The organism is Micromonospora sp. AMSO12t, assembly GCF_008806585.1.
Lineage (GTDB): Bacteria > Actinomycetota > Actinomycetes > Mycobacteriales > Micromonosporaceae > Micromonospora > Micromonospora reichwaldensis.
Map to the genome: position 1 here is coordinate 1 of NZ_WAAS01000182.1, position 13,180 is coordinate 13,180.

The 13,180-nt window shown below is 73.8% G+C and carries 11 protein-coding genes and 1 pseudogene; 4 read left to right on the forward strand and 8 right to left on the reverse strand.

Annotated elements, in window-relative coordinates; translation table 11 throughout:
* Window positions 1-109: 109 nt before the first annotated feature.
* Window positions 110-1,366 (reverse strand): erythromycin esterase family protein, encoded by a 1,257-nt coding sequence (locus F6X68_RS22845; protein ID WP_151456203.1) that lies wholly within the window; start codon window positions 1,364-1,366, stop codon window positions 110-112.
* 90 nt (window positions 1,367-1,456) lie between these two features.
* Between F6X68_RS22845 and F6X68_RS22850 the strand changes: the two genes are divergently transcribed.
* Window positions 1,457-1,648: a DUF2795 domain-containing protein gene (locus F6X68_RS22850; protein WP_151456204.1), complete on the forward strand. Its 192-nt coding sequence runs from the start codon at window positions 1,457-1,459 to the stop codon at window positions 1,646-1,648.
* Window positions 1,649-1,652: 4 nt separating this feature from the next.
* On the opposite strand, the gene erm is transcribed toward F6X68_RS22850, so the two are convergent.
* The 4 genes from erm to F6X68_RS22870 all read right to left on the reverse strand — a co-directional run bounded on the left by erm (window position 1,653) and on the right by F6X68_RS22870 (window position 6,750).
* Window positions 1,653-2,450, reverse strand: a complete 798-nt coding sequence (gene erm, locus F6X68_RS22855; protein WP_151456205.1) for an ErmE/ErmH/ErmO/ErmR family 23S rRNA (adenine(2058)-N(6))-methyltransferase — start codon at window positions 2,448-2,450, stop codon at window positions 1,653-1,655.
* Window positions 2,451-2,896: 446 nt separating this feature from the next.
* Window positions 2,897-3,802, reverse strand: coding sequence for a Gfo/Idh/MocA family protein (locus F6X68_RS22860; RefSeq protein ID WP_192581505.1), 906 nt, complete (start codon window positions 3,800-3,802; stop codon window positions 2,897-2,899).
* Window positions 3,803-4,023: 221 nt separating this feature from the next.
* A complete protein-coding gene (locus tag F6X68_RS22865; RefSeq protein WP_151456207.1) occupies window positions 4,024-5,250 on the reverse strand; it encodes a glycosyltransferase in 1,227 nt (408 codons plus the stop codon).
* A gap of 90 nt (window positions 5,251-5,340) precedes the next feature.
* Complete coding sequence (locus F6X68_RS22870; protein WP_151456208.1) at window positions 5,341-6,750, reverse strand: glycosyltransferase family 2 protein; 1,410 nt, start codon at window positions 6,748-6,750, stop codon at window positions 5,341-5,343.
* Between the two features lie 302 nt (window positions 6,751-7,052).
* On the opposite strand from F6X68_RS22870, the gene F6X68_RS22875 reads away from it, so the two are divergent.
* Together F6X68_RS22875 and F6X68_RS22880 are read left to right on the forward strand one after the other, a co-directional pair.
* Window positions 7,053-7,448, forward strand: coding sequence for a hypothetical protein (locus tag F6X68_RS22875; RefSeq protein ID WP_151456209.1), 396 nt, complete (start codon window positions 7,053-7,055; stop codon window positions 7,446-7,448).
* Window positions 7,441-7,930: pseudogene (locus F6X68_RS22880) on the forward strand (hypothetical protein). Before F6X68_RS22875 ends, F6X68_RS22880 begins: the two are co-directional and overlap by 8 nt.
* Here F6X68_RS22880 and fabG read toward each other — a convergent pair.
* The gene (gene fabG / locus F6X68_RS22885; protein WP_151456211.1) at window positions 7,903-8,661 is read right to left on the reverse strand and encodes a 3-oxoacyl-ACP reductase FabG; all 759 of its coding nucleotides are present in this window, start codon (window positions 8,659-8,661) and stop codon (window positions 7,903-7,905) included. The pseudogene F6X68_RS22880 and the gene fabG sit on opposite strands and share 28 nt — an antisense overlap.
* A gap of 121 nt (window positions 8,662-8,782) precedes the next feature.
* On the opposite strand from fabG, the gene F6X68_RS22890 reads away from it, so the two are divergent.
* Window positions 8,783-10,354, forward strand: a complete 1,572-nt coding sequence (locus F6X68_RS22890) for a mucoidy inhibitor MuiA family protein (protein ID WP_370518976.1) — start codon at window positions 8,783-8,785, stop codon at window positions 10,352-10,354.
* Between the two features lie 49 nt (window positions 10,355-10,403).
* Here F6X68_RS22890 and F6X68_RS22895 read toward each other — a convergent pair whose 3' ends face one another.
* Together F6X68_RS22895 and F6X68_RS34325 are read right to left on the reverse strand one after the other, a co-directional pair.
* A complete protein-coding gene (locus F6X68_RS22895; RefSeq protein ID WP_151456213.1) occupies window positions 10,404-12,056 on the reverse strand; it encodes an alpha-amylase family protein in 1,653 nt (550 codons plus the stop codon).
* A 152-nt stretch (window positions 12,057-12,208) separates the two neighbouring features.
* Window positions 12,209-13,180: M23 family metallopeptidase (locus tag F6X68_RS34325; protein ID WP_225852372.1), on the reverse strand; the 972-nt coding region annotated here is incomplete at its 5' end.

Here is a 13,180-nt window from a genome sequence, read left to right on the forward strand (position 1 = left end):
CCACCACCGCTTTGGTCGATCATGCAGTCGTGGTGCCCCGCACAACCGGCGAACCCGGCTGGAACGGGCACCACGACTGCATGATCGCCGGGACCTGGGTGGGCCCGGGTCAGACGCCGGCCGGATAGGTCTCCATCTCGCCCGGGGTGGTCAGGGCCGGGAGGGGGTGCAGGGCCGTGGTCTCGTCGCACCAGATCAGGGCGTCGTAGCGCTCCCCCAGCCGGGTCGGCACGTAGTTGCCCCACGACTCGAAGGACGGGTCGTAGACCACCCCGATCGCCCGGTGGTCGGCGGTTCCGGTGACCCAACCGGGCTGGTCGTCGCCGCCGAAGACCAGCACGGCCCGCTCGGGCATCAGCTCGTGCAGCCGGTGCTCGACCGAGCCGGGACGGGCCGGCGGCACCACCATCGCCTCGGCCGGTGAACCCCAGCGGGGCGCGGCGATCACCGTGCCCCGGTAGCCGCCGAAGCCGACCAGGACCACCTCGTCGGCGCCGTGCCGTTCGCGGGCCAACTGGCCGATGTTGACCATCCCGTCGGCGGCCATGTCGGTGGCCCGGGCGTCGCCGACGTGCGTGTTGTGCGCCCAGACGACGCCCCGCGCGCCCGGGCCGTAACGCTCCAGCAGCCGGTCCAGGGTGTCCGTCATGTGCGTGTCCCGGATGTTCCACGACTCCGGCCCGCCGCCCACCATCGCCCGGTAGTAGCGCTCCGCGCCGGCCACCACCTCCGCGTTCTGCCAGGCCGAGAAGCTGTCCGGGCCGTCCGCGGCGGCCTGTTCGCGGGTACGCGCCAGCAGGCGCACGACCTCCTCCTCGCAGCGGGCGGAGACGAACCGGCTCGCCATGCCGTACTCCTCGACCCGCTTGCCGTACGGCTCGAAGCAGCGGTACGCGTCCTGCGCCGCCTCCAGCGAACCCGGGTCCTCCTCGCCGAGATAGTCGAAGATCGCCTGCATGGACTCCCACAGGCTGTAGACGTCCAGGCCGTGGAAGCCGGCCCGGGCGTCCTGGGGCCGCTCCACGTTCCACGCCCGCAACCAGGAACAGAAGCGGGCCACCTCGGCGTTCGCCCACATCCAGGTCGGCCAGCGCTCGAAGCGCTCCAGCGCGACGCGCGGGTCGGCGGCCCCGCCCGGGGCGGCGGTCACCGAGCGGTGCACCCGGTCGCAGTCGGGCCAGTCCCCCTCCACGGCCACGAAGGAGAACCCGCACTCGGCGATCAGCCGGCGGGTGAGCTGTTCGCGCAGGCGGTAGTAGTCGTAGTTGCCGTGCGTCGCCTCGCCGATCATCACGATCCGGGCGTCCCGGACGCGCTCCAGCAACGGGTCGAAGTCGCTCGGCGCGCCGAGCCGCTGAACCAGCATGTCGGCGGCTACCCGGCGCGCCACCGGGGCAAACCGCCGGACGTCGATCGGCGGGCGTGTGCCGGCGGCCTGAGCGGGTAGGCCGCCGGCATGACCGTCACCGGCGTGCAGTTGCAGGAGTACCTGGCCGGGCTCGACTACCCGGTCTCCCGGGAGGACCTGATCCGCTGGGGCCAGGAGAACGGGGTCAGCACGGCGATGCTCCAGACGCTCCGGGCCCTGCCGGCGGAGGAGTTCGACTCCCCCGCCGAGCTGAGCGAGGCCCTCAACACGCTGGCCTGAGTCCTCAGCGGGCGTGCAGCAGCCGGAACAGCACCAGCCACTGCTCGGGCCAGACGTGCCCGACCGGGGTGGCCGGGTCGAGCCGGATCGCCCGCAGCGCCGCCGCCAGCCGCGCCCGCGGGTGGTGCCGGGCCAGCGAGGCCGCGAGCGAGCCGCCGACTCCGTCGAAGCCGATCTCCACCATCCGGCGGTACGCGGGCAGCGCCGACGCGGCCAGCAGCGGCTCCGGCCGCCGCTCGACGCGCAGGATGCCGGCGTCCACCCCCGGCACCGGGCGGAACGAGGTGCGGGGCACCCGCCCGGCGAGCCGCCAGCCGAACTCCGGCCAGGTCAACACGGTCAGCCTGGACCACCGGCCGTAGTCGCCGCTGCGGCGGCGGGCGTACTCCACCTGGGTGAGCAGGGTGGCCGCGCGCAGGTTGGGCGCGGCCAGGCACCAGCGCACCACGGCCGAGGTCAGCGACCAGGGAATGTTGCCGACCACGTCGAACTCCTCCGGCGGTGGGGTGACGGTGAGGAAGTCGACCTGCCGGTGCGCCACGTTCGGCAGAGCCGCGCAGACCCTGGCCAGCTCGGCGCCGGCGGCCGGGTCCACCTCGTACGCCGTCAGGTGCCGGCAGCGGGCCGCGAGCGGCCGGGTGAGCTGGCCCCGGCCCGCGCCCACCTCGAGCAGGAGCCGGTCGGGCCGGGGGCGGGCGGCGTGCACCATCCGGGCGATCGCGGCCGGGTCGGCGAGGAAGTTCTGGGAGAGTACGCGACGGGACCGGTCGCGTTCGGTTGCTCGGGTACGGCGGGGCGCCACGGGTCGTCGTCCTGTCTGTCGCCGTGCGGCGACGGAGCGGACAGGCAGCCGCGAACGGGGCCTGTCCGAGGGTTCGGGGACTCGGACGGCCCTGGGCGTGACGCGGAACGCGGGATCGGCGGCGCACGGCGAAGCGCCACGTCGGAGCGGACGACCGGGGTGGTGCCGACGGGCGGCACTCAGCCCCGGGACGGCACCCGGATGCGTGGCGGGGGCGGCGTCTCGCCCGGGGATGCCCAGGCGGTGGCGCCGCGGGTGCGGTGCGGGGTCAGTCGCGGGTCGCGCCGGCCAGGGCCGGACGCCGGACTCGCAGACGGGCCGCCAGGAGCGACCCGAGGACGGCCGGCGTGCCGACCCTCTCGATCAGAGCGTGTGCGGACATGCGGCGACCCTAGCCGCGCCCGTCCCCGGGAGGCGACCGCTTTTCCGCCTCCGTGGTGCGGCCGTCAGCTCGGCAGGTCGACGGTGCGGCCCTCGGCGCGGGCGGTCTCGGCGGCGGCGAGCACGGCCACGACCTCGCGGCCGAAGCGCACGTCGCAGCGGTGGTCCCGGCTGCCCGAGCCGATCTCCTCCAGCAGTTGGTCGATCGCCACCCCGAGGGCGGTCGCCGAGTCGCCCTCGCCGGCCGGAACGGTCTCGACGCCGTTCTCGCCGTAGAAGACGAACTCCTGGCTCACCGCCTCCTGCGGGGCGTCCAGGGTCAGCGACACCGTGCTGGTCGCGCCCCCGTCGTGGGTGAGGAGCAGGTGGACGAGCCCACGCGGCCCGTCCATCGCGGCGACGCGGGTGACCCGGCCGAGCACCGGCAGGACGAGCGACAGCGCGTGCGGGCCGATGTCCCACAGCGCGCCGTGCTCCCGGCGCCAGGGCGAGGCCCCGTAGGGGCTGCCGGGCTGGAAGATGGAGCCGAACCGGATCGCCTTGGCGGTGTGCCATCCGCCGACGGCCGCCGTCGAGGCGAGAAAAGCGGCGATGTTCGGCCGGTAGCGGCCGGTGAAGAAGACCACCGAGGCGACGCCCGCCGCCTGTGCGGCGTCGACCACCCGGTCGGCGTCGGCGACGCTCAACGCGAGCGGCTTGTCCAGCAGCAGGTGCCGGCCGGCGGTGGCCGCGCGGACCGCGATGCCGGCCTGGACGTCCGGCGGGAGGGCCACGGCGACCGCGTCGCAGGCGTCGATGAGCGCGTCGACGTCGTCGAACGCCGGCACTCCGTAGCGCTCGGCCAGGGCCGCGGCCTTGCGCGGGTCCCGGCCCCACACGCCGGCGAACGCGACCCCCGGGTGCGCGTGCAGCGCCGCGGCGTGCGTCTCGGCCGCCCAGTGACCGGTGCCGAACAACCCGAACCGCACCACGAGCTACCTCCACCGTCGTCGAGTCACACCACGGTACCCGCGGCCGTGCGCCCCGCCGGACCCTGTGCCGGGTGTCGTCGGCGCGCCCGCGCCCGCGCTCGGGGATCGGTGGTCAGGGTGGCGGCTGGTTCGGCCGCCACCCTGACCACTCCCCGATGCCGCCCGGACGGCAGTGCCCACCCCGCCGGCGGTCGTCGCGGCTGACCCGCCGGTGACCGGGCTCAGCTCCGCAGGGCGGTGGTCAACCGCTCCGCGGCGAGCTGGGCTCCGTCGGTGCTGATGGTGGTGGCGAAAGCCCGGGCGCGGGCGGCCACCTCGGGCCGCAGTGCGGCGCTGAGAGCCGCGGTCAGCGACTCGACGGTCGGTACCGCGCCGGAGTGCCCGCCGCCGATGCCGAGCGCGGACACGCGGCGCGCGAAGTAGTGCTGGTCGTAGACCTGCGGGATGACGACCTGCGGCGTCCCGGCCCGCGCGGCCGTGGTCGTGGTGCCCGAGCCGCCGTGGTGGACCACTGCGGCCACCCGCTTGAACAGCTCCTGCTGGTTCACCTCGCCGACGACCAGGCAGTCGGGCGCCCGGACGGCCAGCGAGAGCGGCGCCCAGCCCCGGGAGACGACCAGGCGGCAGCCGACCGCGCGCACCGCCTGGACGGCCGTCTCCAGCAGGCCCGGGGGTGCGGCGACACTGCCGAATCCGACGTAGACACACGGCTCGTCGCTGGCGTCCAGGAAGGCCGTCAACTCGGGCGGCAGCGGTCGTTCGTCCGGCAGGAGCCAGGCGCCCGGTTGGTAGACGGTCCGGTCGGCGGCGTCCGGCCAGGGCGCCAGCGTCCGGTCGACCGCCAGCCACGGCTGGTCGGTGTGGATGTGGGCGCTGACGTCGTCGACCGGAACCAGTCCGATCGTCGCCCGGAGCGCGTTGAGCGGCGCGCCGAAGGTGTCGTTGACGTGCCGCTGGTTGGCGGCCCACAGCTCGCGGTTGTCGGCCGACGCGGGCGCGGGCACCTCCCCGAGGGCGGGCAGCGGCAGCGGAGCGTGGTGCGGTGAGGGAAGGGCCGCCGGGCAGAACGCCGTGAAGACGTACGGTATGCCCCGCTTCTCCGCCACGGTGCGGGCGGCGATCTGGAGGCCGGTCGACGCGACGACGGCGTCGCAGTCCCGGGCCGCCGCCGACAACACCTCGAACTGGATGCCGACGGAGGACTCCGCCAGTTGACGCACCTGCGCCGGCGACGGGCGGGGTACGGCGGCCCGCGGCCTGGGCGCCGCCGACCTGCGCCAGGGCGGGCCGACGGGCACGAACGGAATCTTGAAGGTGGCCACCCACCGGGCGAAGTCCGGTGGGGCGCAGAGGCGAACCTGCAGACCGAGAGCTTTCAACCGCGATGCCAGCGCCACCAGTGGTTGGACGTCGCCGCGTGACCCGAGGGTCGACAACAGTACGCGCATGATGCTCGCCTTTCCGGCTGTAGCGACGGATCCGGGCACGGTGCAGCGAGCCGGGACCCGCACGTCGGGCCCGGCCGCACCGTCGATCTGCTACCTCGCCGGGGGACGCCCCGGCGCCAGTGCCGTGGGTCGTGTCCTGGCGGGAACCTGGCCGGGCACCCGGCGCACGGCGCCGGTCACGGGCTGGCGGGCCCGCAGTGTCAGCACGTCACCGAGCCCTTCGACCGCGCGCAGTTCGGCCACGTACTCGGCGGCCTGCGCCTGGCGCAGGTAGTCCAGCGTCTGCGGGTCGGCGGCGCACATCCCCGGCGTCGCGGCGGCGGTGGCGACCAGGTGGACCTCGCCGGCCAGCTGCACCGAGGCGGAGATGAACTGGCAGAGTTCCGGCCACAGCAGGTACCGCCAGAAGTCGACGCTGACCACCGCGTCCATGCTGCCCGCCGGCATGGGTGGGGCCACGCCGAGCAGGTGGAAGTTGGCCGGCCCGACGGGAGCGGAGTAGTCGTAGGTCAGCGCCGAGGCGGGCAGCCTCGCCTCGGCGCGGCCGGTGCCGATCCAGAGCGCCTTGGGTCCCCGCAACTTGCCGGCGAGGCGCGCGACGGCGGGCCCGATGGCGCAGGCCGAGCGCTCGACGCACTCGTCGACGAGCGACCGGTAGTACAGGATCCGCCGGATCGCCTCGTACCCCATGACCGCGGTGAGGAACTCCCACTCGAGGCAGGGGTACAACCTGGCCGCCTGCTGGAAGTTGGCCTTCATCTCCATCCAGTTGCGGGTGATGTTCTTGTGGTGCGGCAGGTGGACGACCCGGGCATCGTCGTCGTAGCCGAAGTTGACGCCGTCCGGCAGGCTCCGGTCCACGCGGTAGAACAGCTCGACGTCCTCCACGCCGTAGCTGAGCCCGAACGCCTCGCGGTAGCCACCGACCTTCGTGAAGAGCGAGGTGGAGAGCGAGATGTTGTGCGTGTAGGCGATCACCCAGCCGGCCCGGAGCCAGTCGCCGCCGTCGTCCGGGAGTCCCGTCGCGAACCGCAGGTCGCCACCGTGCGGGAAGGCACGCGCGATCGTGTCCGACTCGCCGGCCAGCACGGCCGGGAGGTCCGCGAGGCCGATCTCGTCCCGCCGGCCGATCAGCACCGCCGCGTTGCCGGGCGTGCCGTGCCACGCCAGGTGCCGCTCCAACAGGTCGGGCACGGCCCACGAGTCGGCGTCGAGGAAGACGAGCAGGGGTGCGGTGGCAGCCCGCGCCCCCTCGTTCCGGGCGGTGGAGCGGCCCTTGCGCCGGGGGAGTTCCACCACGCGCAGGCGGAGGCCGGCACCTTCGGCGAGGGCCTCGGCGTACCCGTCGGACGAACCACCGTCCCGGACCACGATCACTTCGAAGCGCTCCGGCGGCAGCGTCTGCCGGGTCAGCGCCCGCAGGGTCAGCGCGAGGCACTGCGGATCCTGGTAGGTCGGCATCACCACGCTCAGCGCCGGGGGGATGGTGGGCAGCGACATGGCGATCCTCTCCGTCAGACGAACGTGCCGTCGGAGTGTGGCGACGTGGCCCGAGAATAACGGTCCGCGACGTTCCGCTTACCCGCGAGTAGGGGTCAATAGGGGTACCCCACTGTCCTCTGACGACATTCGCCGCCGCCTCGGCGGAACACGCTCCCACGCCCGCCGGACCGACGCCGTCGGACCACCGGGAGCCGGGACGGACGGACGGCGGACCCCTGACAGGAGGCGGCGGGTGACGGGGTGTACTACGCGGGTTAGTAGGCTGTGTCGGTGACCGAGACACACCCCGGACGACCCCGATGACCAGCGCGGCGTCGGCGGGTTCGCCGGTGGACGGGCTCCTCGCGACCGCCTCGATCGTGCTGTCGCTCCTCGTCGCCGCGTGGGCGCTGGTGGCGACGCTCCGGCACCGCGCACCGGACCGGGTGCAGTTCGCCGGCCTGGCCGTGCTGGAGGTGGCGCTCCTCGCGCTCGTGGTGGTGGCGCTGGTGGCCATCGGCGGCGGCGAGCGGCCGGGCGAGCCGGGGGCCTTCTTCGGGTACGTCGCCACGGTGGTCTGCCTGCCGCCGCTGGCCTGGGTGCTGGCCCGGATGGAGCCGACGCGCTGGGGCTCGGCGATCGTCTGCGCGGTCTGCCTGGTCACGCCGGTGGTCGTCGTACGGCTCCAGCAGACCTGGGAGGTGCTGGGTGGCTGACGTACGCGCCCCGGAGGCGAAGCGCACCAACGCCGGCCCGGGGCGGCTGCTGATCGCGGTCTACCTGCTCTTCGCGATCGCCGCGACGAGCCGCGCGGGCCTCCAGATCGCCACGAAGTTCGACGAGGCGCCCGTGGCGTACCTGCTCTCGGCCCTCGCCGCGGCCATCTACATCGTCGCGGCGGTGGGGCTGGCCCGCGCCGGTGCCGCCGGCCGGCGCGTCGCCCTCGCGTGCTGCGCCGTGGAGCTGGTCGGGGTGCTCGGCGTCGGGGCCCTCAGCCTCGCCGATCCGGAGCTCTTCCCCGACGAGACGGTCTGGTCGCAGTTCGGCAGCGGGTACGGCTACATCCCGCTGGTCCTGCCGGTGCTCGGCCTGCTCTGGCTCTGGCGTACCCGCCCCGCTCCGGCGGCCTGATCCCCGGCGGGCGGGTGCCCGCCGGGGCGTACGCGGGGGTCAGTCCTTGGGGCCGCCGGCCACGTAGATCACCTGACCGGAGACGAAGGAGGCGCCCTCGCTGGCGAGGAACGAGATGGTGTGCGCGACGTCCTCGGGGCGGCCGACCCGGCGTACCGCGATCTCCGACTCGGCGTGCTTCTGGAGCGCCTCGAAGTCGACCTTCATCCGGGCGGCGGTGGCGGCGGTCATGTCGGTGACGATGAAGCCGGGCGCGACCGCGTTGACGGTCACCCCGAACGGGCCCAGCTCGATGGCGAGGGTCTTGGTGAAGCCCTGGAGGCCGGCCTTCGCGGCGGCGTAGTTCGCCTGGCCCCGGTTGCCCAGCGCCGAGGTGCTGGAGAGGTTGACGATCCGGCCCCACTTCGCCTCGACCATGTGCTTCTGGGCGGCCTGGCTGAACAGGAACGCGCCGCGCAGGTGCACCCCCATGACCGTGTCCCAGTCGGCGTCGGTCATCTTGAACAGCAGGTTGTCGCGGAGCACGCCGGCGTTGTTGACCAGCACCGTCGGGGCGCCCAGCTCGGCGGCGACCCGCGCCACGGCCGCCTCGACCTGGGCACGGTCGGACACGTCCGCGCCGACGCCGAGCGCCCGGCCGCCGGCCGCCACGATCGCGTCCACGGTCTCCTTCGTTGCCGACTCCTCGATGTCGACCACGGCGACCGCGAGGCCGTCGGCCGCCAGCCGCCGGGCGGTGGCCGCCCCGATCCCCCGCGCCGCGCCCGTGACGACGGCGACCCGCTGCTCCTCCGACATGCCTACCTCCCGGTAACTTACGCTCGATCGAAGGAGCTTAACCCAGCCGTACGCCGACGCCGGCCCCGCGCGGGACACCGCTCACGAGCATCGCCCGGCTACTCTCGCCGCCGTGAAGGCAGTGGAGATCGCAGCACCCGTCGTCGGTGTCACCGTCTACCCGGACCGCGCCCGGGTCACCCGCCGGGGCAGCACCCGGTTGACCGCCGGTGAGCACCGCGTACGCGTCGCACCGTTGCCGATGGGCCTGCGGCGGGACTCGCTGCGGGTCGGTGGGCGGGGCGCCGCCACCGTGCTCGGCGTGGACGTCACGACGTGGCGGCAGCCGCGCAGCACCGACGGGCAGGTCCGCGAGCTGGAGCAGCGGACCCGGGAACTGGCCGACGCGCTGGCCGAGGTCGACGACGCGAGCGAGGTCGAGACGCAGCGGGGGCAGTTCCTCACCCGGCTGGCCGACCGGGCCGGTGGCACGTACGCCCGCGCGCTGGCCTCCGGCGACGCCGCCCCGACCGACGTGGCCACCTTCGCCGACTCGGTCGCCGGTCAGCTCGCCGACTCCCAGCGCCGCCGTCGCGCGCTGGCCCGGCAGCGTACCGACCTGACCGAGGAGCTGGCGGCCGTCGAGCGGCAACTGGACGCCACGCGCGGCAAGCGGAGACCGGACCAGCTGGTCGCCGAGGTGACCGTGTCGGTCGACGCCGACGACGAGCTGGACCTGGAGCTGAGCTACCTGATCGACGGGGCCCGCTGGCAGCCCTCCTACGACCTGCGGCTGGTCGACGACACCATGACCGTCACCTGGTTCGGGCTGGTCAGCCAGGACACCGGCGAGGACTGGCCGGAGTGCGTGCTCGAACTCTCGACGGCCCGGCCGGCGGCGGCGACCCGCGTACCCGAACTGACGCCCTGGTATCTCGACCGGCTCCGGCCGGTGCCGCCGCCGATGCCGAAGGCGGCCAGCTTCGGCGCGATGCCGGCCCCCGCGGCACCCGCCGGTCCGCCCGCCGGGGCCGTGGCCCGGTCCGGCGCGCCGCGCCCCGAGATGCGCGAGAGCGTGGCCACCGTCGAGCAGGGGGTCACGGCGGCCACCTACCGGCCGGCCCGCCCGGTCGCGGTGCCGGCGGACGGCAGCGCCCACCGGGCCACCATCGCCGTGCTGGAGCTGCCGGCCCGGCTGGACCACGTGACCGTGCCGGTCCGCGCGACCGAGGCGCACCTGCGTGCGACGGTCCGCAACACCTCGGCGCACACGCTGCTCCCCGGGCCGGCGGCGGTCTTCCACGGCGCCGACTTCGTCGCGGCCACCCGGCTGCCGGTGTGGGCGCCCGGTGAGGAGACCGAGCTGGCGCTCGGCGTGGACGACCGGGTCCGGGTGGAACGGAAGCTGGGCCGGCGCGCCGACACCCGGGCCACGCTCGGCTCGACCCGGCGGCGGGACGTGGAGTACCGGATCAGCGTGGCAAACCACACGCCCCGGCCGGCGAGCGTCGAGGTGCGCGACCAGCTGCCGGTGTCCCGGGACGAGGCGGTGGTCGTGCGGGAGTCCACCCTCGTCCCGCCCCCGGCCGAGCGCACGGAGCTGGGCGAGCTGACCTGGCGGCTCCGGCTCGGGCCGGGCGAGAGCGGCGAGATCGCCATGGGTTTCCGGGTCGAGATCGCCAAGGGGGTCGAGCTGGCCGGCTGGCGGGAGTGACCGGCCGTCCGCCGGGGCGCGGCGGACGGCCGTCGACGTGGCGGCCGGGTCAGAGGCCGCGACCCCGGCAGAGGCGGATCCACCGGTAGCCGTGGCCGGCCACCTTGAGCCGGTCCAGCTTGCCCACGTCGCCGTAGTTGCGGTCGGCGAGGACGTCGATGGGCAGGTCCGCCTCCGGCTCCAGCATGCTCAGGTCCACCTCGGCGTCGGTGGTGCCGAGGTTGTGCACGAAGACCATCGTGCCGGTGCGCCCGTCGGCCCGGTGCGCCAGCACGCCCGGCGGCATCGCCACGTCGATGTGGGTGGTCGAGCCCGAGCCCACCTCGGGGGCCTCGCGCAGCGTACGGATCATCCGCTCGAACCAGGCGAGCAGCGACTTCTGGTCGCTGCGCTGGACGGTCACGTTGACCTTCTCGTAGCTGTACTCGCCCTTGTCGATCACCGGTCGGACGAGCTTCTCCGGGTCGGCCGTGGAGAAGCCGGCGTTCGGCTGGTACGACCACTGCATCGGGGTGCGGATCGCCTCCCGGCCGGGCAGCGACAGGTCCTCCCCCATGCCGATCTCCTCGCCGTAGCGCAGCACCGGCGTGCCGCGCAGCGAGAACTGCAACGCGTACGCCAGCTCGATGCGGCGGCGGTCGTTGCCGAGCATCGGGGCGAGCCGGCGGCGGATGCCCCGGTCGTAGATGCGCATGTTCTCGTCGGGGCCGAACTCCGCGTACACCTGGTTGCGCTGCTCGGCGGTGAGCCGGGAGAGGTCGATCTCGTCGTGGTTGCGCAGGAAGGTGGCCCACTGCCCGCCCTCGGGCAGCGCCGGGGTGTCCCGCAGCGCCTCGATGATCGGCTCCGGGTCCTGCCGGGCCAGGGCCAGCATCAGGCGCCCGTTGAGCATGAAGTCGAAGAGCATGTGCAGGCGGTTGCCCGAGCCGCCGCTGTCGGCGAAGAAGGTCGGCAGCTGGTCGGGCTCGACGTTGGCCTCGGCGAGCAGGACGGCGTCGCCCCGGCGCCACTGCACGTGCTGGCGCAGCTCGGTGAGGAACTCGAAGTCCTTCGGCGAGTTCGGGTTGCCCGGCTCGGTCAGCTCGATGATGAACGGCACCGCGTCCATCCGGAAGCCGGAGACGCCGAGCTGGAGCCAGAACGAGACGATCTTCTTGATCTCCTCGCGGACCGCGGGGTTCGTGAAGTTCAGGTCCGGCTGGAACTTGTAGAACCGGTGGTAGTACCAGGCCTTGGCGGTCCGGTCGTAGGTCCACGTCTCGTGCTGCTCGCCGGGGAAGACCATGCCCTGGTGCCGGTCGGCCGGCTCGTGGTCGGCCCAGACGTACCAGTCGCGGTACGGCGAGTCCGGCGAGGAGCGGGCGGACTGGAACCACGGGTGCTCGTTCGACGTGTGGTTGACCACCAGGTCGATGATGATCCGGATGCCGCGGTTCTGCGCCTGGTGCAGCAGTTCCGCGAAGTCGCCGAGGGTGCCGAAGCGCGGGTCGATGTTGTAGAAGTCGGTCGCGTCGTACCCGTCGTCGCGGTTGGGCGACGGGTGGATGGGGTGCAGCCAGAGGCAGGTCACGCCCAGCCGGGCGAGGTAGTCCAGCCGGCCGATGAGCCCCCGGATGTCACCGACCCCGTCGCCGTCGGAGTCCGCGTACGTGTCGATGTCGAGGCAGTAGACGACCGCCTCCGAGTACCACCTGTCAGCCATGCCGGGCTAATGTCTCCGATCCCGGCTGCCCGCAAACACCGGGGCCCGGCGCTCCGAGTTCCTCGGTGGCCCGGCAGGAGGGCCGGCAGCGCGCCGGCCGGGGCGGTGCGGACGACCTCGCCCGCACCGCCCCGGCCGTCGGGCACGGCCCGTCAGGTGGCGATGTCGACGTCGCCGACCTGCCCGCCGCCGGCCATCGTCAGCCACCCGGCGTGGACGCCCTGCTTGGCGAAGAAGTTCCCGCCGCCGACGAACGCGAACCAGTCGTCGCCGCCGACCGCGACGTCGCTGACCTGTCCACCCTCGGCCAGGGCGAGCCACCCGCCCTGGATGCCGTCCTTGGCGTAGAAGTTGCCGCCCTGCACCCAACCGATCCGGTTACCGGAGAGCACCACCCTCGTCGCCCCACCCGAGTTCACCGCCTGCCACGACGAGTACGCGCCGTCCTTGGCGTACAGCACCCCCGCCGAGTTCACGAACGCGAACCGGTCACCACTGACCGCGATGTCCCGCACCTGACCGCCCCCGGCCAGCGTCAACCACTGCCCGTACACACCCTCCTTGACATAGAAGTTGCCGCCCTGCACCCAACCGATCCGGTTACCGGACAGCACCACCTTCGTCGCCCCACCGGCGTTGACCGCCTGCCACGACGAGTACGCGCCATCCTTCGCGTACAACACCCCCGCCGAGTTGACGAACGCGAACCGGTCGGGAGCGGCCCCGGCCGGCGTCAGGTCCGGGAAGGGAAGGTTGATCGGCGCGCCCTTGGTCACCGTGGCGCCGCAGGCGTACGCCGGGGCGATGTTGTGGACCGCGCCGTTGCGGCGGATCTCGAAGTGCAGGTGCGGGCCGGTCGAGTTGCCGGTGCTGCCGACGTACCCGAGCACCTGCCCCTGCCCGACCTGCTGCCCGAGCGCGACCGAGGCCGGCTGTGCCATGTGCAGGTAGCGGGTCTGGTAGCCGCTGGCGTGCGAGAGCGTCACCATGTTGCCCCCGCCGGAGGTCCAACCGGCGAACGCGACCGTGCCCGGATAGGCGGCCCCGATCGCCGTCCCACCGTTCCCCGCGACGTCCACCCCGTAGTGGTCGCTGTCGGTGGCGCCGCACCTGTTCGACAACAC